The organism is Aquaticitalea lipolytica (assembly GCF_014641635.1).
GTDB classification, from domain to species: Bacteria; Bacteroidota; Bacteroidia; order Flavobacteriales; family Flavobacteriaceae; genus Aquaticitalea; species Aquaticitalea lipolytica.
This window is the reverse complement of sequence record NZ_BMIC01000001.1, coordinates 683,810-707,132: the sequence shown is the minus strand read 5'-3', so window position 1 is coordinate 707,132 and position 23,323 is coordinate 683,810. Positions and strand designations below refer to the sequence as shown.

Sequence of the window (23,323 nt, the reverse complement as noted above, 5' to 3'; positions counted from 1 at the left end):
CCTAGTCTATATTATTTGTTTTTAAGGTTATATTCATAAAGTCATAAAGCTGATGCATTTCATCTTTTCCTTTATGTTTACCAAAACGACCAGCTAAATATAACCCAAACCAAGCAGCAACCATAAGCAACATAAGTCCTAATTGTAAACCAAACGGATTCTCTAAAGTCCAATTAGAGTAAGTCCAAATTCCAAAGGCAATAAAAAGTCCTGCAACAAAAAAATGCAGAAACATAAACATGGTCCAAACAGTAGGATTTGGTCCAAATAAGCCATGAAGCATAGAAGTTTCAGAATCAATTACATTAATTTCAAGGTGAAGTTGAGGAGACCAAAAATGTTGTTTATGTTTTGGAAATCTTATAAAAACATGATCATCGACTCTATTTATAATAAAATCAGATTGCGCTTTTTTAGACTCATTAAAAGCATTCAAAACAGTTTCGTTTTGCTCTTTCAATTCCATTTTAAAGCGAGGCCTTAATGTAATATTGTTAGTCGTCGGCATATCAATTATTTAATGAGTTGAAAATACAGTTTTTTCTTCAGAAAGTAAACACTACCTTTGCACTCGCTTACAGGATATGTAATGCAGATAAAATATAAAGACATGAGTAATATAGTTGCCATAGTAGGACGTCCTAATGTAGGGAAATCAACATTTTTTAACCGTTTAATTAAACGTAGAGAAGCTATCGTTGATGCAGTGAGTGGTGTTACCAGAGATAGACACTATGGTAAATCTGAATGGAATGGAAGAGAATTCACAGTAATTGATACTGGAGGATATGTTATAGGAAGTGATGATATATTTGAAGCTGAAATTGATAAACAAGTAGAACTTGCTATTGATGAAGCAGATGTAATTGTTTTTATGGTTGATGTCGAATCTGGTGTAACAGGTATGGATGAAGATGTCGCAAATTTACTTCGCAAGGTTAACAAACCAGTTTTTTTAGCGGTTAATAAGGTAGATAATAATAAACGCGCAGAAGATGCTGTTGAATTTTATTCATTAGGATTAGGTGAATATTTTAATATAGCAAGTGTTAACGGAAGTGGTACAGGAGATTTATTAGATGCTGTAGTTAAAGCTTTACCAGAACATGTTGAAACTGTTGAAGACGATTTACCACGATTTGCAGTTGTTGGTCGTCCAAATGCTGGAAAATCATCATTTATTAATGCTTTAATTGGTGAAGATAGATATATAGTTACTGATATTGCAGGTACTACAAGAGATGCTATGGATACCAAATACAACCGATTTGGTTTTGAATTTAATCTAGTAGATACAGCAGGTATTCGTCGTAAATCAAAAGTTAAAGAAGATTTAGAATTTTATTCTGTAATGCGAAGCATTCGTGCTATTGAGCATTGTGATGTATGTTTAATTGTAGCAGATGCAGATAGAGGTTTTGATGGTCAAGTGCAAAATATATTTTGGCTTGCAGAAAGAAACAGAAAAGGTATAGTTATTCTTGTGAACAAGTGGGATTTAGTAGAAAAAGATACTAACTCTGTAAGAGATTATGAGAAGAAAATACGTAAAGAGCTAGAGCCTTTTACTGATGTGCCAATAGTGTTTATGTCTGTGCTTAATAAACAACGTATTTTTAAAGCTATTGAAACAGCTGTAGAGGTTTATAATAATCGTACAAAAAAGATTAAAACAAGTAAACTTAATGAGGTTTTACTTCCAATTATAGAAAATAATCCTCCACCAGCACTTAAGGGTAAATTTGTAAAGATTAAATACATTATGCAGTTGCCAACTCCGCAACCACAGTTTGCTTTTTTCTGTAATTTGCCTCAATATGTTAGGGAGCCTTACAAACGCTTTTTAGAAAACAAACTACGCGAACATTTTGATTTTCATGGTGTTCCTATTAGTGTGTACATGCGTAAAAAGTAATATTTTATATTTTTTTTAAGAAAATTCATACGAAAGTTAAGTTATATTCGTTTTTTTGAAAAGCTAATCATCAATCAAAATCATGAAGAAATTAACTTTCTTATTTATGCTATTATGCTTTAGTGTATCGTTTTCTCAATCTAATTCATTTAAAATTTCTGGGTCATTAATCTCTGAAGATGATAAAACACCTTTAGAGTCTGCTACTATTTATTTAGAACGTGTGGTAGATAGCTCTTTAGTTACTTATACTATCTCAGATAAAAATGGAAAATTTTTACTTCAAGAAAAAACATATGATAAAAGTTTAAATCTTACAATTTCTTATGTTGGTTTTCAATCATTCACAAAAAAAGTACTAATTGACAAAGAAACAATTGACCTTGGAGTAATTGAACTCAAAACAGCAAATCTTTTAGATGAAGTTGTTATTAAATCCAGAGCGCCTATAACTATAAAAAAAGACACGCTTGAGTTTAATGTTAGTTCTTTTAAAACAAAAAAAGATGCTAATGTTGAAGATTTACTAAAGGAACTACCAGGTGTTGAGGTTGATGATGAAGGAAAAATAAAAGTAAATGGTAAAGAGGTAAACAAGATATTAGTTAACGGAAAACCATTTTTTGGTGATGATCCAACAATAACAACTAGAAATTTAACTAAAGAAATTATTGAGAAAGTACAAATTACCGATACTAAAACAGATTCTGAAGCTTTTAGCGGAGAAGAAGGTGATAAGGATAATAAAACAATAAACTTAACAATAAAGGAAGAGAATAATAAAGGAACTTTTGGAAGACTTTCTGCTGGAGTTGGAACAGATGAACGTTATGAATTAGCAGGAATGATTAATTTTTTTGATAACGATCAACGTATAAGTGTTTTGGCTGGTGGAAATAATACTAATTCGCCTGGATTTAGTTTTGGTGAAATACAAAAAATGTTTGGTGGAGGTAGAAGTATGATGATGATGAGTAATGGTTCTTTTGCTATAGATGGACGATCATTTGGTGGAGGTCAAGGTATTGTTACTTCTGAAAATATAGGAGCAAATTATGCTGATGAGTTATCAAAAGGAGTAGATATTTCAGCAGATTATTTTTTAGCTGCAAGTAGCTCAGAGGAGAAGTCTAAAACGAATCGAGAAAATATTTTACCAGATTCGAGGTATTATACAAATTCAAGTTCTATATCTTCAAACGATTCAGATAATCATAGCGCGAACCTAAAATTTGATATTGAGATAGACTCTACATTTCTAATTAATGTAAGTCCCAGATTTAGATTTTCAAAAGGTAAAAATATTTTTAATAGAGATGAACAGTCATTGGACGAAGCTAACACTTTAACCAACGAATCTACAACATCATCTTTTGTTGAAACTACTTCAAAAAATATTGGTAATGATTTAGATATTACAAAGCGTTTTGGAAGCGATGGAGCCTTTTTGAAATCGACATTAAATTTAGAATATAATAATTCAGAGACAGACAATTTTTTAAACTCCGAAACTAATATTTATGGAGATAATCCTAATGATATAATAAGGAATCAGTTTACAGATGGAGAACAAACTTTAAAAAGTATTTATACAAGTTTAACCTATCGTTTGCCATTAATTTCTAAAACATTATTCCTAGATTTTAAGTATAGCTTAAGATCAGATAAGCGAGAGAGCATAAGAAGTACTTATGATTTTGATTCTGGATCGCAAGAATATTCACTCTTTAATGATCAATTAAGTACAAATTTTAACTATGAGAATAGAAGACATACACCTAGCTTAGATGTAACTTACAGAAAAGAAAAATGGTCAATAAGTGTAGATGCTGGTTACGTATTTAGAACTTTAAAAAATAGTGATAGACTTAGACCAAATTTAAGCTTAGAACAAGATTTTAAAGCACTTGAAATAGGCGCTAATTTTGATTATCAATTTAGCCCAAAAGCATCAATGTATTCTGGTTATAATTTAAGAAATCAACCACCACAAATTGATCAATTACAACCATTTCAAGATGTCTCAGATCCTTTAAATACAGTAACAGGTAACCCAAATTTAGAACCGTCAAATAGCCATAGTTTATATTTTGGTTATAATAGTTTCGATTTTCAAAGTGGTAGTGGGTTTTATTCATATGTAAGTGCGAACTTAACTAACAACCAAGTAGTATCGAAAACAACAATTGATGACGATTTAGTTAAGAATACCACCTATACCAATGTTAACGGAGTTTATAGTGTTTATACAAGTGCTAATTATAGTAAAACGGTTAAGTTAGATACTTTAAGAACATTAAAATATAGAATTGGTTTGTACTCTAATACGAGCAGAAATATCAACTTTAATAATGATGTTAAATATGCATCAACTTATACAACAGTAACGCCAAATGCTAGTGTTACTTTCAATTGGAAAAAAATTATGGAGATAGTTCCTAATTATAGATTATCGTTCACAAATAATGTATTTGATTTAGATGGTTTTGATAATCAAAATTTTGTAAGTCATACTTTAGGTGTTAGAACGACAACTTTTGTTCCTAAAAAATTTGAATGGAGAAATGATATCAATTTTAACTATAATCCAAATATAGCTTCAGGTTTTCAAAAAAGTGCTTGGTTTTGGAATTCAACCTTGACTTATTCAATGCTAAAAGATAAAGGAACATTAACTCTTAAGGTTTACGATTTATTAAATCAGAATACCAATGCAGTTCGTACAGCAACAGCAAATTATATACAAGATTCGCAAAGCACAGTTTTACAACAGTATTTTATGGTTAGCTTTAGTTGGAAATTTAATAGTTTAGGACAAAAAGGTGAAACAGGAAATGGAGATATATTCTTTTTTGATTAATTCCATTTTGAAATTATAGAGTCTAAAACATTGTTAACGTCTTTATAATAATTGTTTTCTTTAAAATTTAGAATACAAAGTTTATACATTATCCAATTTTAAATCAGTACTTACATAAAGATATTACCAACCACCTGAGGCACCACCACCACCAAATCCGCCTCCACCGAAGCCACCACCAAATCCACCTCCTCCAAAACTTCCTCCAGAGCTACCGCCAAAACCACCTGATGAGCCTCCATAACTTCCACGACCCATATTGCTTAATATAATGGCGTCCCAAATACTGGTGCCATCGGTTTTAGTACCACCACTTCCGCCATTGCCACCACGTCTGTGTTTGGTTATAGAGATTAAAATAATAATAAATATCAGAAAAAGTACAATAAAGAAACCTATAGGAAAGTCGTTTGAATTGCTTTGTCTCGTGCCTTTAAATTCTCCATTAAGAGCTGCAAAAATTGCATCAGAACCTTTATCTAGCCCACTATAAAAATCACCTTTTTTAAATTCTGGAATTATAATACGGTTTATTATACGTTCAGCCATGATATCAGTAAGTCGATACTCTAAACCGTAACCAGTACTAATGTCAATTTTTCTATCGTCTTTGGCTAATAAAATTAAAATCCCATTATCTTCCTTAGCTTGACCAATTCCCCATTCTTGTCCCCATTTTGCTGCAACTAAAGTAATATCATCATCGTTTAATGTACTAACTATTGCAATGACAATTTGAGTTGAAGTTGTATCAGAGTACTTAATTAATTTTTGCTCTAAACTATTTTTTTCATTTGAAGAGAGTAGGTTTATATAATCATAAACACTAGTCTGATCAGAGGTTTTGGTAGGCTTTTTTGGGATGTCAAATTGTGCAAAACTACTTTGTGAATAGCAAAGGCTAAAGCACACTATTAAAATGAGTTTTATGAATTTGTTTTTAAACACTATCCTTTAGATATTTCGTTGGGAAGCTCATTGGTATCATTATGCTGCCAAGGGAAATGCTTTTCAAGCTGCTCTCCAGCTTTTAATACACCTTCTATTAAACCTTGCTTAAAGTTACCAGATTTAAAATGTTTCTGCATTACATCTTTAGTGCTATCCCAAAAATTTGATTCAACAGCATCATTAATGCCTTTATCTCCAAAAATCACAAAGTTTCTATCTTCAACTGCTACATAAATCAACACGCCATTTTGAAGTTTTGTGTTATCCATTTTTAATAAATGAAAAACATCCATCGCTCTATCTATAGCATCAATTTTTGAAGTTTTTTCAATATGAATTCTAATCTCACCAGAAGTTCTTTGTTCGGCTTTTCTTATAGCAGCAATAATCTCCTGTTCTTCTTGAGCAGTTAAAAAATCTTCAACTTTAGACATTGTAATTATTGAGATTTGTAGTCGTTTACATCTGGAGCTTTTTCAGCACCTTCATCAGCATTAAAACGTTCTTTCTTTTCGAATCCAAAAATACCTGCGTATAAGTTGTTTGGAAATGTTCTTACAAGCTCGTTATATGGAGTAATAGCTTCATTAAATCTATCGCGTTCAATCTTAATTCGTTTTTCAACTCTATCAAGAGAATTCATTAATTCTTTGTAGTTTTCATTAGCTTTTAACTCTGGGTAGCGCTCAAAAACAGCAAGTAATCTAGATAATGCAGAAGTCATTCCGCTTTGTACTTCTTTAAATTGATTTAATTGTTCTGGAGTTATATTTGATGGGTCTATTTGAATGCTTGTTGCTTTAGATCTAGCATCAGTAACAATCTTAAAAGTCTCTTGCTCATATTCAGCATATCGCTCAGCTACTTTCATTAAGTTAGGAATTAAATCACTTCTTAATTGATAAGCACTTTCTACTTTAGACCACTGCTCTCCAATATTTTCTTCGTGAGATATTACATTGTTATAAAATCCTTTTCCTTTTGTATATAAACCAATTGCTACAATTGCAACAATAATCCATGGTAACCATTTTTTCATAATAGTTGATTTTTTAGAGTTTTGTTTATTAGTTGAAAAAATATTTAAAATGTTACAGCTGCTCTTTTATTTTAAGTAGCTGTGCTTTAACATGTTCTAATTTATTAATAATTTCAAAAGTCTCAAGTGATTTTTGTTTTTCTTCTTTTAAGTGTGTTTTGGCACCTTCAAGAGTAAAACCTCGCTCTTTAACTAGGTGATATATAAACTTGAGGTTTTTAATGTCTTCTGGAGTAAATTTCCTATTCCCTTTTGCATTTTTTTTTGGTTGTAAAACATCAAATTCTTTCTCCCAAAAGCGAATTAAAGAAGCATTAACATCAAAAGCTTTTGCAACTTCACCAATGCTGTAATATCTTTTTTCTGGAAGAGTAATATGCATAAAAATTAGTCTAATGATTGGTTTTCTAAAGCAGCATGCTCTAGTAATCGTCCATATTCTTCAGGAGATAAATTACCATAATAGAAGTTTATTGGATTTATACGATCACCATCTTTAAATACTTCATAATGTAAGTGAGGCGCTTCTGAACGTCCTGTACTACCAACAAATCCTATTAAATCACCACGTTTAACCCTTTGGTTTGCTCTAACATTATATTTGTATAAATGCGCATATAGTGATACATAACCATAGCCATGATCAATACGAATATGATTACCATAACCTGAAGCGCTGTTATCTGCTCTTACTACAACACCATCACCAGCAGCATAAATTGGCGTGCCTCTTGGAGCTGTAAAGTCCATACCAAAATGAAACTTTCTTACTTTAGTAAATGGGTCAGTTCTGTAACCATAACCAGAAGCCATACGAGTTAAATCTTCAGTATTTACTGGTTGAATTGCTGGAATACACGCTAAAAATTTTTCTTTGTTTTCTGCTAGTATTGCAATTTCATCTAGCGAGCGAGATTGGACTATTATTTGCTTTTGGAGCACATCCATACGTCGACTCGTTTGTATAATTAATTTAGAATTATCAAATCCTTCTAAATCTTTATATCTATTTATTCCACCAAAACCAGCTTTACGTTGTTCTTCAGGAATTGGGTTTGCTTCAAAATAAACACGGTATATAGCATTATCACGCTCTTCAACATTTGCAAGAACAGATTGAGCTTCATCCATTTTTTTGTTTAACAATTCATATTGCAACTGCATATGCTGTAATTCTCTAACTAATGCTCTCTCTTTTGGAGATTTAACATATTGACTCACCAAAAAGAATGAAACAAAACCAAAAAGTGCAGATGCTAATAAAAACATAAAAGCATACTTAAAGGTTCTACCTTTTCGCTTCTCTATTTTTCTATAAGATAGAGTTTCAGAATCGTAATAATATTTTACCTTACTCATTAGTTAATTTATACTATTTTTGCACATTAAATAGACAAATGTTTTGTCTAAAACTGTTAAGCAAACGAACAAACCTACAAAATATTTTAATTGTAAATTTAGTAAAACTAAATGATAATTGATTAATGTAGGTTACAAAGGACAAAATTAAGTATACTTTAGTTTTAATATGACCACGATGTTCTGTTTTTAACACTAATTTATCAATACAAGTAAGACTAGTAATCAAACTCTATGAAATCGCAAGAGATACGATCTAAATTTTTAAGTTTTTTTGAAGAGAAAAAGCATACCATAGTTCCATCGGCTCCAATGGTGTTAAAAGATGACCCAACCTTAATGTTTGTTAATTCTGGTATGGCACCTTTTAAAGAATATTTTTTAGGAAATGCAAAGCCTAAAAATAACCGAATAGCAGATACTCAAAAATGCTTACGTGTTTCAGGTAAACATAACGATTTAGAAGAAGTTGGCTATGATACCTATCATCATACATTGTTTGAAATGTTAGGAAACTGGAGTTTTGGTGATTACTTTAAAAAAGAAGCCATTGCTTGGGCTTGGGAATTGTTGACAGAAGTTTATGGTATAGATAAAGATATACTTTACGTCACTGTTTTTGAAGGTAGTGAAGATGATAAACTACCAATGGATAAAGAAGCTTACGATTTGTGGAAAAGCTTTATTTCTGAAGACAGAATTTTAATGGGTAATAAAAAGGACAACTTCTGGGAAATGGGAGACCAAGGTCCTTGTGGTCCTTGTAGTGAGATACATGTTGACATTCGTTCAGCTGAAGAAAAAGCTAAAATTGATGGTAAAACATTAGTAAATGCTGACCATCCTCAGGTTGTTGAAATTTGGAATTTGGTTTTTATGCAATACAACCGTAAAGCTAATGGGTCACTAGAAGCATTACCAGACAAGCATATTGATACAGGAATGGGATTTGAAAGACTTTGTATGGTATTACAAGGTGTACAGTCTAATTACGATACAGATGTGTTTACTCCAATTATTAGAGAAATTGAAACCATTGCAGATAAAAAATATGGTAAAGACGATAAGGTTGATGTCGCTATTCGTGTCATTTCTGATCACGTTAGAGCAGTCGCTTTTTCAATTGCAGATGGTCAATTGCCAAGTAATACAGGAGCAGGTTATGTAATACGTCGAATATTACGTCGTGCAATTAGATATAGTTTTACGTTTTTAGACCAAAAAGAGCCATTTATATACAGACTTGTTGAAGTTTTAAGTGAAAAGATGGGGAAAGCTTTCCCAGAATTGAAATCGCAAAAGCAATTAATTGAAAACGTTATTAAAGAAGAAGAACAATCTTTTTTAAGAACATTAGATCAAGGTTTAGTATTGTTAAATCGCATTGTTGAAGAATCAAAATCTGATACAATTTCTGGTGAAAAGGCTTTTGAGTTATATGATACTTTCGGATTCCCAATCGATTTAACTGCTTTAATTCTTCGTGAAAAAGGGTTGTCTTTAGATGAAGCTGGTTTTCATTCTGAAATGAAAAAGCAAAAAGACCGTTCTCGTGCAGCAAGTGAAATGTCTACAGACGATTGGACTATCTTATCTGATGATACACATGAAGAGTTTGTAGGTTACGATATGTTGGAGGCGAATGTAAAGTTGACTCGCTACAGAAAAGTAGTTTCTAAAAAAGATGGCGAAATGTATCAGTTAGTATTCAATCTAACACCATTTTATCCAGAAGGAGGAGGTCAAGTAGGTGATAAAGGGTATTTGGAAGATTCTCATGGAGATGTGGTTTATATTTTAGATACTAAAAAGGAAAATAATGTCATTATTCATTTTGCTAAAAACCTTCCAAAGCATATTAATGAAACTTTTAAAGCAGTTGTAGATGCTAAACAACGTTACAGAACAGAATGTAACCATACAGCAACCCATTTGTTACATCAAGCTTTACGAGAAATTTTAGGAACACATGTTGAGCAAAAAGGAAGTGCTGTACACTCTAAATATTTACGTTTCGACTTTTCTCACTTTTCAAAATTAACAATTGAAGAATTACGTGATGTTGAGAACTTTGTCAATGCTCGTATTGATGGTAAATTAGCGTTACAGGAAAAAAGAAATATACCAATGCAACAAGCTATTGACGAAGGCGCAATGGCATTGTTTGGCGAAAAATATGGCGATACAGTAAGAGCTGTTCGTTTTGGGCAATCTATTGAGCTTTGTGGAGGAACACATGTGAAAAACACTGGCGATATTTGGCATTTTAAGATTGTGTCTGAAGGTGCTGTTGCAGCAGGAATTAGACGAATTGAAGCGATAACTAACGATGCGGTAAAAGATTTCTATTTTGAAAATAACAGAGCTTATTTTGAAATGAAAGATTTGCTTAATAATGCTCAAGAACCTGTAAAAGCTTTACAGAATTTACAAGCAGAAAATGCAGATTTAAAAAAGCAGATAGAAAACTTATTAAAAGATAAGGCTAAAAATGTAAAAGGTGACTTAAAAAACGAGTTAACCGAAATTAATGGCATTCAGTTTTTAGCTAAAAAATTAGATTTAGATGCTTCAGGTATTAAAGATGTATCTTTTGAATTAGGTCAGCAATACACAAATCTGTTTTTATTATTTGGGACAGAAAACGATGGGAAAGCATTATTGTCATGTTATATCTCTAAAGAATTAGTAGAAAGCAAAGGTTTAAATGCAGGAACTATTGTTCGTGAACTTGGAAAATACATTCAAGGTGGAGGAGGAGGTCAACCATTTTTTGCTACTGCAGGAGGAAAAAATCCTGATGGAATTGATGAGGCTTTAGCAGCAGCTAAAAAATACATTGAGTAACTTGTCATTCCGCACTTGATGCGGTATCTACTATGAAACTACAAACGACGATACCAATAGAAAAACAGTCTAATAATCAAATTGATTATCAATCTAACATTCTATTATTAGGTTCTTGTTTTGTTGAAAATATTGGAGATAAATTCGAGTATTTCAAGTTCCAAAATCTTCAAAATCCTTTTGGTATTTTGTTTCATCCTAAAGCGATAGAAACTTTAGTTTTAAATGCTATTCAAAAAAAAGCGTATTCTGATAAAGATGTCTTTTTTCAAAATGAGCAATGGCATTGTTTTGATGCGCATTCTAGATTAAGTGATGCGTCAAAAGAAACTTTGCTTCAAAGTTTGAACGATAGTATCAAATCAACAAATAGTCAAATTTTCGAATCGACACACATAATCATCACACTCGGAACAGCTTGGGTTTACAGAGATATAAAGTCTGATACTATTGTGGCGAATTGCCATAAAGTGCCACAAAAACAATTTACCAAAGCGTTGCTTACTATTAATGAGATTTCTAATTCATTACAAAATATTGTAAAATCAATTTGTAAAGTAAATCCTAAAGCAAAAATCATTTTTACAGTATCTCCTGTAAGGCATGTTAAAGATGGTTTTGTTGAGAATACACAAAGTAAAGCACATTTAATTGCAGCAATACATAACGTTTTGTCAGATAAAGCATATACAAATTGCTTTTATTTTCCATCGTACGAGATTATGCTCGATGAGCTTCGTGATTATCGTTTTTATGCTGAAGATATGTTACACCCAAATGCAATAGCAGTACAATACATTTGGGAAAAGTTTAAATATGTTTGGCTGGCTTTACATACTGATAAAACCATGAATGATGTTGATGTTATTCAAAAGGGTATTGAGCATAGAGCTTTCAATCCAAATTCCGAAGCACATCAAAAATTTCTTCAGCAATTAGAAATTAAAAAGCAAGAACTTCAATCTGAATTTCCATATATGCAGTTTTAGAATATACGCTAAATGACGTATGTTTAAACAATAGAATAATTCTTTTATTTGTAACTAAACAATTGAATATGCTGCAATCTGTATTTATTCCAAACAAAAATAATTCATACGCTTGGATGAATTTAATAGTCCTAATTGTCTTGCTTTTTCTTGGCAAGATAGAACCTTATGCAGTGCTTTTTGGGTATTTTTTAGAAACCATAATTATTGGTTTGTTCAATGCTATTAAAATGTATGTTGCGTCTCGCCATGATGGAAGTGGAAAATCTGTTATGTTTTTTATTCCTTTTTTCTTATTTCATTATGGAGCATTTGTAGCCATACAATCTATTTTTGTATTTGTAATTTTTGGAATTGGTGATTATGGGTTTTTCAAAGAGCCTTTTTATCTCATTGAAAACTACAAAACCATACTTCATTTTAAAGGAATGGAGTATATTTTACCATTAATGGTTGGTACGCAATTAATGAAGTTTATTTTTGACTTTATATTGCCCCAAAAACAACTTCAGTTTACAGTACAAGAAATAATGTACAAACCATATGCTCGTATTTTTATTCAGCAGTTTACTGTTATCCTTGCTATGTTTTTTATGATGTTTACAAGCGTTACTTATATAGCAGCTTTACTATTAATTTTCTTTAGAGCTATAGTCGATTTTAGTTTAGTATCTATTAAAGACAATGCTCAATTTCTCAATTATCTTGTAGATAAATTATATGATGGTAAAACATCAAAAGAAGAACTAAAGAAGCAATTACTACTCTTTTCCGAATAATTAATTTTTTTAAAATATACGTAATTCGTCGTATTGTTTGACCTCTCATTAAGTTGCAATTTTGGATTGTTATTAATCATAAAATATTCAACAATGAGAAATTTTAAACAATTAATGTTATTTATAATGATCGGATCATTGGTAACATTGTCATCGTGTTCTAAAAGCGATGATGGAGGTGATGGAGGTGATGCAGCAGCAGGTACAATAACTGCCAAAGTAAATGGCAGTCAGTTTACTTCATTAGAAATTACATCTTTTGCAAGCTTAACCACAGCAAGTAATCAGACTACCTTAGTTATGCAAGGTAACACACAATCACAAGCCATTAATATGATTATAAATGGATACAATGGTGTGGGCTCATACGAGCTTTCTGATAGCAATGTATTTATAATAGCTTCATACATCGAACCTAATATTAGTAATCCGTTAAACTCGCAAACATGGAATGCACCTTTTCAAAATTCTGGTGTAGTAGGCGAAATAAATGTTTCTGAGCAAACAAGTACTAACATTAAAGGAACTTTTAGTTTCACTTGTAAAAACACTAATGATGGTAGTACTAAAAACATTACAGAGGGTTCGTTCAATTTAGAAATAATGAATTAAAAAAGTTAAGATTATGAAAACACAATATATAAAAATTAAAAACTTATTGATGCTTATAGTACTACTAATAAGCTCAACTTCTATATTAGCTCAAAAAGCAGAACAGCCAGATAAAACCTATGATTTAGGCGCTAATATTAATGAAATGACTTTAACTGTTGGAGGTATTTTAGTAGCTGCTACAAATGATGGATTAGTTGGTATCGATCCAAAGAAAAACACACCAATATTTACTTTTAATAATTTTGGTAAACTAAAACCAGAAGAAACCGACTTTGTTCCTGGAACACCTTACATAATTGTATCACAAGGCGCAGATTCTAAATTTGCTGGATTGGCCAAAACTAAAAGAGCTGTAATAGATTACGTGCAAGGTACTGTACTTTTTAATTCAGAGAATGATAATTGGAATCAAGTTTACACTTGTAATGTTGTGCTTCCACAGAATAAAATTATTATTAGCGGATTACAAAAAAGCGATCAAAAGTTTGAAAGCCAAGTGCCAAAAATTGCTGTATACGATATTGTTAGTGGTAAACAAGACTTTTCATTTTTTTTAGATAAACCAGGAAGAGTAGGTATAGCTAAAGATTTTAGTGTTACTGGAGCTCCGCTTTTATTAAAAAATTCAATATTAATTCCTACAGCTCAAGGTATATTATCAATGTCTCATAAAGGGGAAGAGCAATGGCAGACAAAAATTAAAGGAGTTAACTGGATGGTTGCAGATGATACTGAAAAAGAAATTTATGCATTTGAAGGTACTAGTAATGGAGCCAATACACGTATTCATAAAATAAGCAGTAGTGGAACAGAATTATGGAATGACGACAGAAAAGTAAAAGGAAACGTTGTTAATTTTGAAATCCTTCCACAAGGTTTAGCTGTTGTAAGTGATAAAAGTGATGGAGGAAGTAACAGTGTGTTTTCTGCAAAAAACGAATCGGAAATTGCTTTTCTAGACGCAAAAACAGGTGAAGATTTATGGGATAAAGCTCCAAAAACAAAAGGTTACGTACAGCATTTTTACATTATGGATGATGGTATTTTATTTGGTATTCAACAAGGAGGAATCAATAAAATTTCTTTTGATGGAAAAACTTTATTTAAGAAACCATTAAAAACAGGTGAGAATATTATGGTTATGGCTCACACACCTCAAGGCCTTATTTACATTACTAGTGAAGATGCAAACATTGTAAATTTAGAAACAGGAGACCAAATTTGGGATAAACCATTAAAGTATAGAAGTGCTACATCAGTTGCCTCTACATTCGACCAAGCCAATAATAGATATTTAATTGCAGCAGATGGAAAAATCATGGCAGTTGATGCAAAATCAGGAACAGTTAGTGATTTAGCAAAATGTGAATTTGATGAAAAAGAAGATCCAAATTTAATGGAGATTAGAAAGAATGGTATCTTTTTATCGTCAGATCAAAATATGAGTTTGTTAAATTTTGATGGTAAAGAAAACTATCATGCATATTATAAATCACCAGGTAGAAGTACATTTGGTAAAATTGTTGGTGGTATTGCCGCAGTTGCATCTACAGCAATGGCAGTAAGTATGAGTGCAAGAGCAGGAGCTAACAGAACAGGTATGGGAAGCATGAACGATTTAAGTAGCTACAACGATTATGGTAAAGAAGCAAAACGTGCAGCCGATATGTTTTCAGGAATAGCTAGTGCTTCGTTTGATTATCTATCAAAACGATTTAAAGCTACTTCAGCTACAGAAAACTCTCAATTTATACTTACAAAGCTAGATGATGGTGTTGGATTAGTTAAAGTAAATAAAGACTCTGGTAAAGTAGAAAAAGAAATATTATTAATGGATAAAAAGCCTGAATATGAAGTAGATGAGCAAGGTGGATTCTTGTTTTACAAAGCCAATGATAAAACAATTTATGCTTACGATCTCAGTAAATAAATCTTGTTGTTGAGATTATGATTAGGCGTAACTTTTGTAGGGTTGCGCTTAATCTTTTTTAATTGCTTCTTATCGAAAAAAATCAAGCTCAAGCACAATAAATTATATATTCGTAATGCTATTAATCAATTTTTTTAAAAAAGCGTCAGTTATATCCACTGTTGAAATATTCAGCTTGGTACTGATGCTTTTTTTGTACACAAAAATGAAAATCAGATATATAATTTTAGCTTTCTTTTTGTGTTGCCCAATACTTCTTTTAGCACAAAATAAATCGTATTCTAAGCTTTCACATTCTGACTCTTTAGAAATAGTTATGGCAGATAAAATGCTTGCTAAGGCTATTGAAAATAATGATGAATTAAAAAAAGGGCAAGCACTATATTTAAAAGGCAAAGCAATCCTTTCTACTTCTAATATAAAGGCCTTAGAGTATTTTAAACAAGCAACTAAAATTTTTGAAAATACTAATAATGAAGCTCTAAAAGATATTTATTATGATGAGTCTCAAATTCACACTCTTTTTTCAGAATTTCCTGAAGCTTTAAGTTTAGGATTAAAATCTTTAGAGTATAATAAAATAAATGCTATTGAAGAAAATGTGCTAAGAGATATGTCATCTATTGGCTATATCTACGATAGAATGTATGATTTTAAAGAATCAATAAAATGGAATAGAGAAGCTTTAAAACTAGCCAAAAAACTTAATGACAAAAAAGGCGAAGCTTTATGTTATGGACGTATAGGTATAGCTTTTGACGAGTTGGCAGAAAGAGATAATTTTAATAAGCGATTATTTGATAGTGCATTGTTTTATAACAAGAAAGCTGCGAGAATGAGCGAACTGGTTAATGATTTAGCACAAGCACGAACATCCTACTCCAATATAGGCAACACATATAGTAAACTTAAAGATTATAAAAAAGCAGAAGAGTACACTTTAAAATCGTTAAAGGTTCCTGGCTTTGACGACAGAAAAGGGGTTACACTTGTTAACTTGGGTAAGATATATTTAGAAACCAATAGATTTTCTGAAGCAAAAAAAATATTGGATAGTGCTATGCAAAACACATTAAAGTATGGCACCAGAAAATATCAATTAGAAGCCTATTATCGCTATCACGAGCTTGATGTAAAAAAAGGCGATTACAAAAATGCTTTAAACAACTATATAGAGTATAAAAGTATTGAAGACTCTTTGCTTAACGAGACTAAAACGCGACAAATTGCCGAAATGGGTGAGCGTTATAAAACAGCAGATAAAGAACGTGAAATCTTAACGCAACGTGCCGAACTTGCAGAAAAAAACTTAACAATACAAAAGCGCGACTATCAGTTGTATGGATTGTTAGGGTTGGCGCTTATTTTAGGTTTTATTGGCTATTTGTTTTATAATCAACAGAAACTAAAAAATCATCAGCTACAAAAAGAGAATGAGCTTAAAGATGCCTTACTAAAAATAGAAACCCAAAGCCGATTACAAGAGCAGCGTTTGCGTATTAGTAGAGATTTACACGATAATATTGGAGCACAGCTTACTTTCATTATTTCCTCAATAGATAACTTAAAATACGGCTTTGATATAAAAGACGAAAAGCTCAATAAAAAGTTAGATGACATAAGTAGTTTTACATCAGCAACAATTTATGAATTACGTGATACCATTTGGGCAATGAATAAAAGTGAAATTACTTTTGAAGATTTGCAAACACGTATTTCAAATTATATAGATAAAGCACATTTGTCTGACGATAAAATAGAATTTTCATTTATAGTTGATGATAATGTAGATACTACAAGAAAATTCTCTTCAGTTGAAGGCATGAATATTCATAGAATAATTCAGGAAGCTATTCATAACAGTTTAAAACACGCTAAACCTAACCAAATAAAGGTAAACATTGGCTATGTAAATCAACAACTTCAATTCGAAATAAGTGATAATGGTAAAGGGTTTAATTTACAAACTACTAAAAAAGGTAATGGTTTACTAAACATGCAAAAGCGAATCAATGAAATAGGAGGTGAGCTAGTAATAGTGTCTGAAGAAAACAAAGGAACTAAAGTAATAGCCATACTTTAAAAAGTAATTTACAATAAAAAAAGTAGTATTTTCATATTGCTATTAATCTAAACTCTTATGAAAAATTATTTTCTATTTATACTTCTTAACTTATTTTTTATAGAGCCTTTTTATTCGCAACACACTGCAGGACAATTAAATGATTCTGCAATGGCATTTTATAAAGAAAATCCAAATAAAGCAATTCTTTTACTTGAAAAAGCAGCAAAAATTGCGCAATCAAAAAACGATACTCATGAATATTATACTTCAAAAAATTATTTGGGTATTGTATATGTTGATTTAGGAGAATTTGAAAAGGCAAAATTACTATCGCAAGAAGCATTATCAAAAACTAAAGACTCTATACTAATGGCATCTGCATTAAACAATATAGGAAGATGTAATAGAGGTTTAGGATTATATGAAGACGCATTAAAAAACTATTTAGCAGCTTTAAAAATTTATGAAGCTAAAAAAGACTTAAATAAGCAAGCAACTGTTAGCGATAATATTGGAATGGTATATAGTTTTTTAGGGATAAATGATAAAGCTATTGAATATCATTTAAAGTCTAAAGTAGTATTTGAATCGCTTAAGGATAAAAAAGGAATCTCTAAAGTGTATAACAATATTGCAATCATTTATGCCAATGATGGTGATTTAGAAAAGGCATTGCAATATTTTAAATACTCTCTAAAAATTGAAAAAGAATTAAAAGACAAAAAAGGCATTGCAGAATCAGCCAATAATGTGGGAGCCGTATTTTATTACATGCAAAAAATTGATTCGGCTTTGGTATACTTTAAGCAATCTGCAATGATTGAAAAATCTATAGGAAATTTTGCTGGAGTAGGTACAAGTTATAACAATATAGCACAAGTTTTAATTGAAAACAGTAGAGTAGACGAATCAAAAATATTTATTGATAGTGCTTATTATTTTGCTAACCAATCTAAAACAGCAGTCGATATTGAAACTGCTTTGCATATGTATTCTCAATATTATGAGGCTAAAAATGATACAAAAACTGCGCTAAAGTATTTTAAAGAGTATTCAACTTTTAAAGACAGTATTTTAAATTTTGATACAAACGCTAAGGTTGCCAAACTAGAAATAGAGTATCAAACCGAAAAGAAAGAAAAAGAGATTTTATCACAACGTGCTGATTTAGCTGAAAACGAACTGAATTTAAATAAAAAAAACAGTTACATATTAGGATTAATAGGCCTTGCAATAGCATTGTCATTATTAGGCTTTCTTTTTTATAATCAACAAAAACTTAAAAATCGTCAGCTACAAAAAGAAAATGAACTTAAAGATGCTTTACTAAAAATTGAAACTCAAAATCGCTTGCAAGAACAGCGATTAAGAATAAGTCGCGATTTACACGATAATATTGGAGCACAACTTACATTTATTATTTCATCCTTAGATAATTTAAAATATGGATTTAAACTTCCAGCCAAGTTAAGTGATAAATTGAAAGGTATAAGTGAGTTTACAACAACAACTATTTATGAGTTAAGAGATACCATTTGGGCAATGAATAAAAATGAAATTACGCTTGATGATTTACAGTCTCGAATTTCAAATTTTATTGATAAAGCTAATTCAGCTTCAGAAGTTGTAAATTTTAGTTTTATTGCAGATAAGTCATTGCCAAACCAATTAACCTTTACATCTGTTGAGGGAATGAACATTTATCGCATTATACAAGAAGCCATACACAATGCTTTAAAATATGCAGATGCTACTTCCATAAGTGTTCAGTTTAAAGGCATAAATGAAGAATTAGAAATTTCAATTTTAGACAAAGGAAAAGGATTTGATGAAAAAACGGTTGTGATGGGCAACGGAATTAACAATATGAAAAAAAGAGCCCAAGAGATTGGTGCTCAGCTAAAAATTGAATCAAAGTTAGAAGTAGGAACAGAAGTTAAGGTGCTATTACCAATTAATAAAAAATACGACAAATAGCGTATATACATTCAATTGTAAATTAGTAACTTGGTCATGTAAACAGATTTGCAATGAACATCAAAATAGCTATCGTTGACGATAATTCATTTTTAATTCACACGGTTAAAGAGAAGTTGTCTTTTTTTGAAGATTTAAGTTTTAAATTTTCAGCGATAAACGGATCAGATTTATTAACACAATTAGAAGATAATTCTAATCTCGATTTAATTTTAATGGATATTGAAATGCCAGTGTTAAACGGAATTGAAACTACCGAAATTGTCAAGCAAAAATATCCTCATATTAAAATTATCATGCTCACTGTTTTTGATAATGATGAGAATATTTTTAATGCCATTAAAGCTGGAGCAGATGGTTATTTACTTAAAGAAATTAATGCCAAAGATTTACACGATGGTATTATTGAAACGTTAAATGGAGGTGCTGCAATGAACCCTTCTATAGCGTTAAAAACATTAAAGCTACTTCGTAACCCAATTACAATTCAAAATAAAGAAGATAAGGAAGATATACAATTAACAGCAAGAGAAATCGATGTTTTAGAACAATTAAGCAAAGGTTTAAATTACAATAAAATTGCCGAAAATTTAATATTGTCCTCTGGTACTGTTCGTAAGCATATAGAAAATATTTACAGAAAACTACAAGTGCATAATAAGCTGGAAGCTGTACAAAAAGCGAAAAGGAATAAACTTATTTAGTTTTTACACTTTCTGGTACTAAAACAGTATAATCGCCATTATTCCTTATTACGTCTCTAACAATTGATGACGAAATATATGAAGTTCTAGCAGCAGTTAATAAAAACACAGTTTCTATTTTAGACAGCTTTCGGTTAGTATGAGCAATAGCCTTTTCAAACTCAAAATCTGCAGGATTGCGAAGGCCTCTAAGAATGAATTGAGCATCTATTTTTTTACAAAAATCTATTGTTAATCCTTCGTAGGTAACCACTTTTACTTTCGGCTCATCTTTAAAAGCTTCTTCAATAAACTGTTGGCGTTCTTTTAAAGAAAACATATAGTTTTTGTCGGCATTTATACCAATAGCTACAACTACTTCATCAAAAAGATGGATACCACGTTTTATAATGTCGTAATGTCCTAACGTAATTGGGTCAAACGACCCTGGAAATAATGCTCTTTTCATAATTTAAAATTACATAATTTATTTCAAAGCCTCTTCAATTGCATTGCTAAACAATTCAACTAAACTAATTCCTGCAGCAGCAGCTTGTTGAGGTAAAATACTTGCTTTTGTAAGTCCAGGCACAGTATTTACTTCTAAAAGATGAGGTTCACCATCTTTAAAAATATATTCACTTCTGCTAAAGCCTTTCATTTTTAAAACTTCATACACCTTTTTAGCAACACTATTTACTTTTTCTTCTTGTACTTTACTTAATCTTGCAGGTGTTATTTCTTGCGATTCGCCAAGATATTTGGCTTTGTAATCAAAAAAATCGTTGTTGCTAACTATTTCTGTAATTGGCAAAACAATTACCTCGCCTTTGTAAGTTATAACACCAACCGATACTTCAGTACCATCTAAAAAAGATTCAATAATCACTTCATCATCTTCTTTAAAGGCTACTTCTAAAGCATTTTTTAAGTCTTCTTTTTTGTACACTTTAGTAATTCCAAAACTACTTCCAGCCTTATTGGCTTTTACAAAACATGGCAAACCTACTTTTTCAACAATTGCTGTTTCATTAACTGTATCACCAAGATTAATGTAATAAGAAGTTGCAGTTTTAATTCCGTAAGGTTTCAATGTGCTTAAACAATCACGCTTGTTAAAGGTTAACGAAGCTTGATACATGCCACAACTTGTGTGAGGAATGTTTAGCAATTCTAAATAGCCTTGCATATAACCATCTTCTCCAGGAGTACCATGAATGGCGTTAAAAATACAATCAAAAGTTGTTTTATTACCATTTACAGTTACAGAAAAGTCGTTTTTGTCAATAGGATATTCATTATCATTAGCATCAACATATACCCATTTATTTTTAAAGATGTGAACTTTGTATGCATTGTATTTTGAAGCATCGAGAGTTTCAAAAACTACTTGACCGCTTTTTAAAGAGATTTCATATTCACTTGAATAGCCTCCCATTATTATGGCAATATTTTTTTTCATGGCACTTCTCAGTAAAGTGAGAGTTTATATTAATTATACAATCATTTTAATCTAAAACTAACAATAAAACGTATCTATTATTAGTTAAGCTAAAATATCACATTAAAAGCAAAAGATAAAACGATTCTCTTTTTATATATTTGTCTTTTATAAAAAACAGTAATGAGCCTTAAAAATTTTCTTACCAGTAAAGTATTTTTAAAACAAATTGTAATAGCAATTGTTGCGCTAGTAGTATTATGCTTTATACTTTTACAATGGTTAAGTTTTAGAACCAATCATGGAAGTTTTGTAGAAGTGCCAGACCTAAAAGGAAAAACACTAGAAACTGTTCAAATTGAATTAGATGACAAAGATTTGGCAATGGAAATCCAAGACTCGGCTAATTTTAATCCAAAATACCCAAAATATTCAGTAATAGAACAATACCCTTTAGCAGGAACTCAAGTTAAAGAAGACCGTAAAATATACTTAATATTAAATCCATCAGGTTATCGTAAAGTGGCAGTGCCAAATGTTGTAAGTCGTACTTTCAGACAAGCAAAGCCGACTTTAGAAGCTTTAGGTTTTGAGGTAGGAAATATTACTTATAGCGATTATATTGCTAAAGACGAAGTACTAGCACTTAAATTTGCTGGTAAACCTATAAAAGCTGGTGATATGTTGCCATTAACATCCAAAATAGATTTGGTTTTAGGTAATGGTAATCGTGCAGCAGACTAAAAATGACAGATACAACAATTACTTCAGACGACAACTACGATGACGAGTTGTACGAGCATCATGCTTTTACAGTAGATAAAGGTCAGGCACCACTTCGTATTGATAAATACTTAATGAATCGTATTGAAAATGCGACTCGAAATAAAATTCAGGCAGCAGCTAAAGATGGCAGTATTTATGTAAATGATACACCTGTAAAGTCCAACTACAAAGTAAAGCCTTTAGATAAAATTAGAGTTCTTTTTGAGCATCCACCTTACGAGTATTTACTAACGCCAGAAAATATCCCTTTAGATATTGTTTATGAAGATGACGAGCTTTTAGTAATCAATAAGGCAGCAGGAATGGTGGTTCATCCAGGACATGGTAATTATTCTGGTACATTAATAAACGCATTGGTGTATCATTTTGAAAATTTACCAAACAACTCAAGCGAGCGACCTGGTTTGGTACACAGAATAGATAAAGATACAAGCGGACTTTTAGTTATTGCTAAAACTGAAAAGGCAATGACAAATTTGTCTAAACAGTTTTTTAATAAAACCAGTCAGCGTGAGTATGTAGCAATAGTTTGGGGAAATATTGAAGAAGACGAAGGTACTATAGAAGGTAATATTGGCAGACACCCAAAAAACCGTTTACAAAATGCCGTGTTTTTAGATGATGATGAAGACAAAGGAAAACCAGCAGTAACGCATTATAAAGTTATTGAGCGTTTAGGCTATGTTACTTTAGTGTCTTGTATTCTCGAAACAGGACGTACACACCAAATACGTGTGCACATGAAACATATAGGTCACACACTTTTTAATGACGAACGTTATGGAGGTGAGCGTATACTAAAAGGCACAACCTTTACAAAGTACAAACAGTTTGTAGAAAACTGCTTTAAAGTATTACCACGACAAGCATTACATGCAAAAACGCTTGGCTTTAAACACCCTAAAACAGGAGAGTTTTTAAGTTTCAATTCTGAGTTGCCAGAAGATATGCAACAATGTATCGAGAAATGGCGAAACTATGCCAAGCATCAAGATATGGAGTTAGAGTAATTTTAAGTTTTTTTATTATGAAATGCGGTCTCCAAATTTACAATTTGTGCATTGCATCTGATCTTTAAAAACAAATA

General features: G+C 31.2%; 20 protein-coding genes. 12 read left to right on the top strand and 8 right to left on the bottom strand.

Features of this window, described 5'->3' with window-relative positions:
* Position 1: 1 nt before the first annotated feature.
* Positions 2–508, bottom strand: coding sequence for a GTP-binding protein (locus tag IEW41_RS03320; protein ID WP_188604911.1), 507 nt, complete (start codon positions 506–508; stop codon positions 2–4).
* A gap of 102 nt (positions 509–610) precedes the next feature.
* Here IEW41_RS03320 and der point away from each other — a divergent pair, with 102 nt between their 5' ends.
* On the top strand, positions 611–1,915 hold the full coding sequence (gene der / locus IEW41_RS03315; RefSeq protein WP_188604910.1) for a ribosome biogenesis GTPase Der: 1,305 nt from the start codon (positions 611–613) through the stop codon (positions 1,913–1,915).
* A gap of 82 nt (positions 1,916–1,997) precedes the next feature.
* On the top strand, positions 1,998–4,775 hold the full coding sequence (locus IEW41_RS03310) for an outer membrane beta-barrel protein (RefSeq protein WP_188604909.1): 2,778 nt from the start codon (positions 1,998–2,000) through the stop codon (positions 4,773–4,775).
* 123 nt (positions 4,776–4,898) lie between these two features.
* Here the strand turns inward: IEW41_RS03310 and IEW41_RS03305 are convergent, their stop codons facing one another.
* Genes IEW41_RS03305 through IEW41_RS03285 form a run of 5 tightly spaced genes read right to left on the bottom strand, consistent with a single transcriptional unit; the run spans position 4,899 to position 8,124 of the window.
* Positions 4,899–5,723: a TPM domain-containing protein gene (locus IEW41_RS03305; RefSeq protein ID WP_229660152.1), complete on the bottom strand. Its 825-nt coding sequence runs from the start codon at positions 5,721–5,723 to the stop codon at positions 4,899–4,901.
* Positions 5,723–6,160 carry a TPM domain-containing protein gene (locus tag IEW41_RS03300; protein WP_188604908.1) on the bottom strand — a complete coding sequence of 146 codons (438 nt, stop codon included), beginning with the start codon at positions 6,158–6,160 and terminating at the stop codon, positions 5,723–5,725. Before IEW41_RS03300 ends, IEW41_RS03305 begins: the two co-directional genes overlap by 1 nt.
* A gap of 5 nt (positions 6,161–6,165) precedes the next feature.
* On the bottom strand, positions 6,166–6,765 hold the full coding sequence (locus IEW41_RS03295) for a LemA family protein (RefSeq protein WP_188604907.1): 600 nt from the start codon (positions 6,763–6,765) through the stop codon (positions 6,166–6,168).
* A 52-nt stretch (positions 6,766–6,817) separates the two neighbouring features.
* Entirely contained in the window at positions 6,818–7,147 is a 330-nt protein-coding gene (locus IEW41_RS03290) for a MerR family transcriptional regulator (protein ID WP_188604906.1), read from the bottom strand.
* Positions 7,148–7,152: 5 nt separating this feature from the next.
* Positions 7,153–8,124 carry a M23 family metallopeptidase gene (locus IEW41_RS03285; protein WP_188604905.1) on the bottom strand — a complete coding sequence of 324 codons (972 nt, stop codon included), beginning with the start codon at positions 8,122–8,124 and terminating at the stop codon, positions 7,153–7,155.
* A gap of 234 nt (positions 8,125–8,358) precedes the next feature.
* On the opposite strand from IEW41_RS03285, the gene alaS reads away from it, so the two are divergent.
* The 8 genes from alaS to IEW41_RS03245 all read left to right on the top strand — a co-directional run bounded on the left by alaS (position 8,359) and on the right by IEW41_RS03245 (position 20,030).
* Positions 8,359–10,971 carry an alanine--tRNA ligase gene (gene alaS, locus IEW41_RS03280; protein ID WP_188604904.1) on the top strand — a complete coding sequence of 871 codons (2,613 nt, stop codon included), beginning with the start codon at positions 8,359–8,361 and terminating at the stop codon, positions 10,969–10,971.
* Positions 10,972–11,003: 32 nt separating this feature from the next.
* The gene (locus IEW41_RS03275) at positions 11,004–11,960 is read left to right on the top strand and encodes a GSCFA domain-containing protein (RefSeq protein WP_188604903.1); all 957 of its coding nucleotides are present in this window, start codon (positions 11,004–11,006) and stop codon (positions 11,958–11,960) included.
* A 68-nt stretch (positions 11,961–12,028) separates the two neighbouring features.
* Positions 12,029–12,739, top strand: coding sequence for a DUF6498-containing protein (locus IEW41_RS03270; RefSeq protein WP_188604902.1), 711 nt, complete (start codon positions 12,029–12,031; stop codon positions 12,737–12,739).
* Positions 12,740–12,832: 93 nt separating this feature from the next.
* Entirely contained in the window at positions 12,833–13,351 is a 519-nt protein-coding gene (locus tag IEW41_RS03265) for a DUF6252 domain-containing protein (RefSeq protein ID WP_188604901.1), read from the top strand.
* Positions 13,352–13,364: 13 nt separating this feature from the next.
* A complete protein-coding gene (locus IEW41_RS03260) occupies positions 13,365–15,284 on the top strand; it encodes an outer membrane protein assembly factor BamB family protein (RefSeq protein ID WP_188604900.1) in 1,920 nt (639 codons plus the stop codon).
* A 205-nt stretch (positions 15,285–15,489) separates the two neighbouring features.
* Complete coding sequence (locus IEW41_RS03255; RefSeq protein ID WP_188604899.1) at positions 15,490–17,367, top strand: tetratricopeptide repeat-containing sensor histidine kinase; 1,878 nt, start codon at positions 15,490–15,492, stop codon at positions 17,365–17,367.
* 57 nt (positions 17,368–17,424) lie between these two features.
* Positions 17,425–19,326, top strand: a complete 1,902-nt coding sequence (locus IEW41_RS03250) for a tetratricopeptide repeat-containing sensor histidine kinase (RefSeq protein ID WP_188604898.1) — start codon at positions 17,425–17,427, stop codon at positions 19,324–19,326.
* Positions 19,327–19,379: 53 nt separating this feature from the next.
* Entirely contained in the window at positions 19,380–20,030 is a 651-nt protein-coding gene (locus IEW41_RS03245) for a response regulator (protein ID WP_188604897.1), read from the top strand.
* Here IEW41_RS03245 and coaD read toward each other — a convergent pair.
* Complete coding sequence (coaD, locus tag IEW41_RS03240; RefSeq protein ID WP_188604896.1) at positions 20,023–20,478, bottom strand: pantetheine-phosphate adenylyltransferase; 456 nt, start codon at positions 20,476–20,478, stop codon at positions 20,023–20,025. The genes IEW41_RS03245 and coaD overlap by 8 nt on opposite strands.
* Positions 20,479–20,496: 18 nt before the next feature.
* A complete protein-coding gene (locus IEW41_RS03235) occupies positions 20,497–21,471 on the bottom strand; it encodes a D-alanine--D-alanine ligase (protein ID WP_188604895.1) in 975 nt (324 codons plus the stop codon).
* 162 nt (positions 21,472–21,633) lie between these two features.
* On the opposite strand from IEW41_RS03235, the gene IEW41_RS03230 reads away from it, so the two are divergent.
* Together IEW41_RS03230 and IEW41_RS03225 are read left to right on the top strand one after the other, a co-directional pair.
* Positions 21,634–22,194: a PASTA domain-containing protein gene (locus IEW41_RS03230; protein ID WP_188604894.1), complete on the top strand. Its 561-nt coding sequence runs from the start codon at positions 21,634–21,636 to the stop codon at positions 22,192–22,194.
* A gap of 2 nt (positions 22,195–22,196) precedes the next feature.
* Complete coding sequence (locus IEW41_RS03225; protein ID WP_188604893.1) at positions 22,197–23,246, top strand: RluA family pseudouridine synthase; 1,050 nt, start codon at positions 22,197–22,199, stop codon at positions 23,244–23,246.
* The last annotated feature ends 77 nt before the right edge of the window (positions 23,247–23,323 follow it).

Coding starts and splice junctions, on each gene's coding strand:
- coaD (WP_188604896.1), bottom strand. CDS start 20,478: ATGAAAAGAGCATTATTTCCAGGGTCGTTTGACCCAATTACGTTAGGA.
- IEW41_RS03310 (WP_188604909.1), top strand. CDS start 1,998: ATGAAGAAATTAACTTTCTTATTTATGCTATTATGCTTTAGTGTATCG.
- IEW41_RS03320 (WP_188604911.1), bottom strand. CDS start 508: ATGCCGACGACTAACAATATTACATTAAGGCCTCGCTTTAAAATGGAA.
- IEW41_RS03235 (WP_188604895.1), bottom strand. CDS start 21,471: ATGAAAAAAAATATTGCCATAATAATGGGAGGCTATTCAAGTGAATAT.
- IEW41_RS03225 (WP_188604893.1), top strand. CDS start 22,197: ATGACAGATACAACAATTACTTCAGACGACAACTACGATGACGAGTTG.
- IEW41_RS03275 (WP_188604903.1), top strand. CDS start 11,004: ATGAAACTACAAACGACGATACCAATAGAAAAACAGTCTAATAATCAA.
- IEW41_RS03270 (WP_188604902.1), top strand. CDS start 12,029: ATGCTGCAATCTGTATTTATTCCAAACAAAAATAATTCATACGCTTGG.
- IEW41_RS03255 (WP_188604899.1), top strand. CDS start 15,490: ATGAAAATCAGATATATAATTTTAGCTTTCTTTTTGTGTTGCCCAATA.
- alaS (WP_188604904.1), top strand. CDS start 8,359: ATGAAATCGCAAGAGATACGATCTAAATTTTTAAGTTTTTTTGAAGAG.
- der (WP_188604910.1), top strand. CDS start 611: ATGAGTAATATAGTTGCCATAGTAGGACGTCCTAATGTAGGGAAATCA.
- IEW41_RS03250 (WP_188604898.1), top strand. CDS start 17,425: ATGAAAAATTATTTTCTATTTATACTTCTTAACTTATTTTTTATAGAG.
- IEW41_RS03230 (WP_188604894.1), top strand. CDS start 21,634: ATGAGCCTTAAAAATTTTCTTACCAGTAAAGTATTTTTAAAACAAATT.
- IEW41_RS03300 (WP_188604908.1), bottom strand. CDS start 6,160: ATGTCTAAAGTTGAAGATTTTTTAACTGCTCAAGAAGAACAGGAGATT.
- IEW41_RS03265 (WP_188604901.1), top strand. CDS start 12,833: ATGAGAAATTTTAAACAATTAATGTTATTTATAATGATCGGATCATTG.
- IEW41_RS03285 (WP_188604905.1), bottom strand. CDS start 8,124: ATGAGTAAGGTAAAATATTATTACGATTCTGAAACTCTATCTTATAGA.
- IEW41_RS03260 (WP_188604900.1), top strand. CDS start 13,365: ATGAAAACACAATATATAAAAATTAAAAACTTATTGATGCTTATAGTA.
- IEW41_RS03295 (WP_188604907.1), bottom strand. CDS start 6,765: ATGAAAAAATGGTTACCATGGATTATTGTTGCAATTGTAGCAATTGGT.
- IEW41_RS03245 (WP_188604897.1), top strand. CDS start 19,380: ATGAACATCAAAATAGCTATCGTTGACGATAATTCATTTTTAATTCAC.
- IEW41_RS03290 (WP_188604906.1), bottom strand. CDS start 7,147: ATGCATATTACTCTTCCAGAAAAAAGATATTACAGCATTGGTGAAGTT.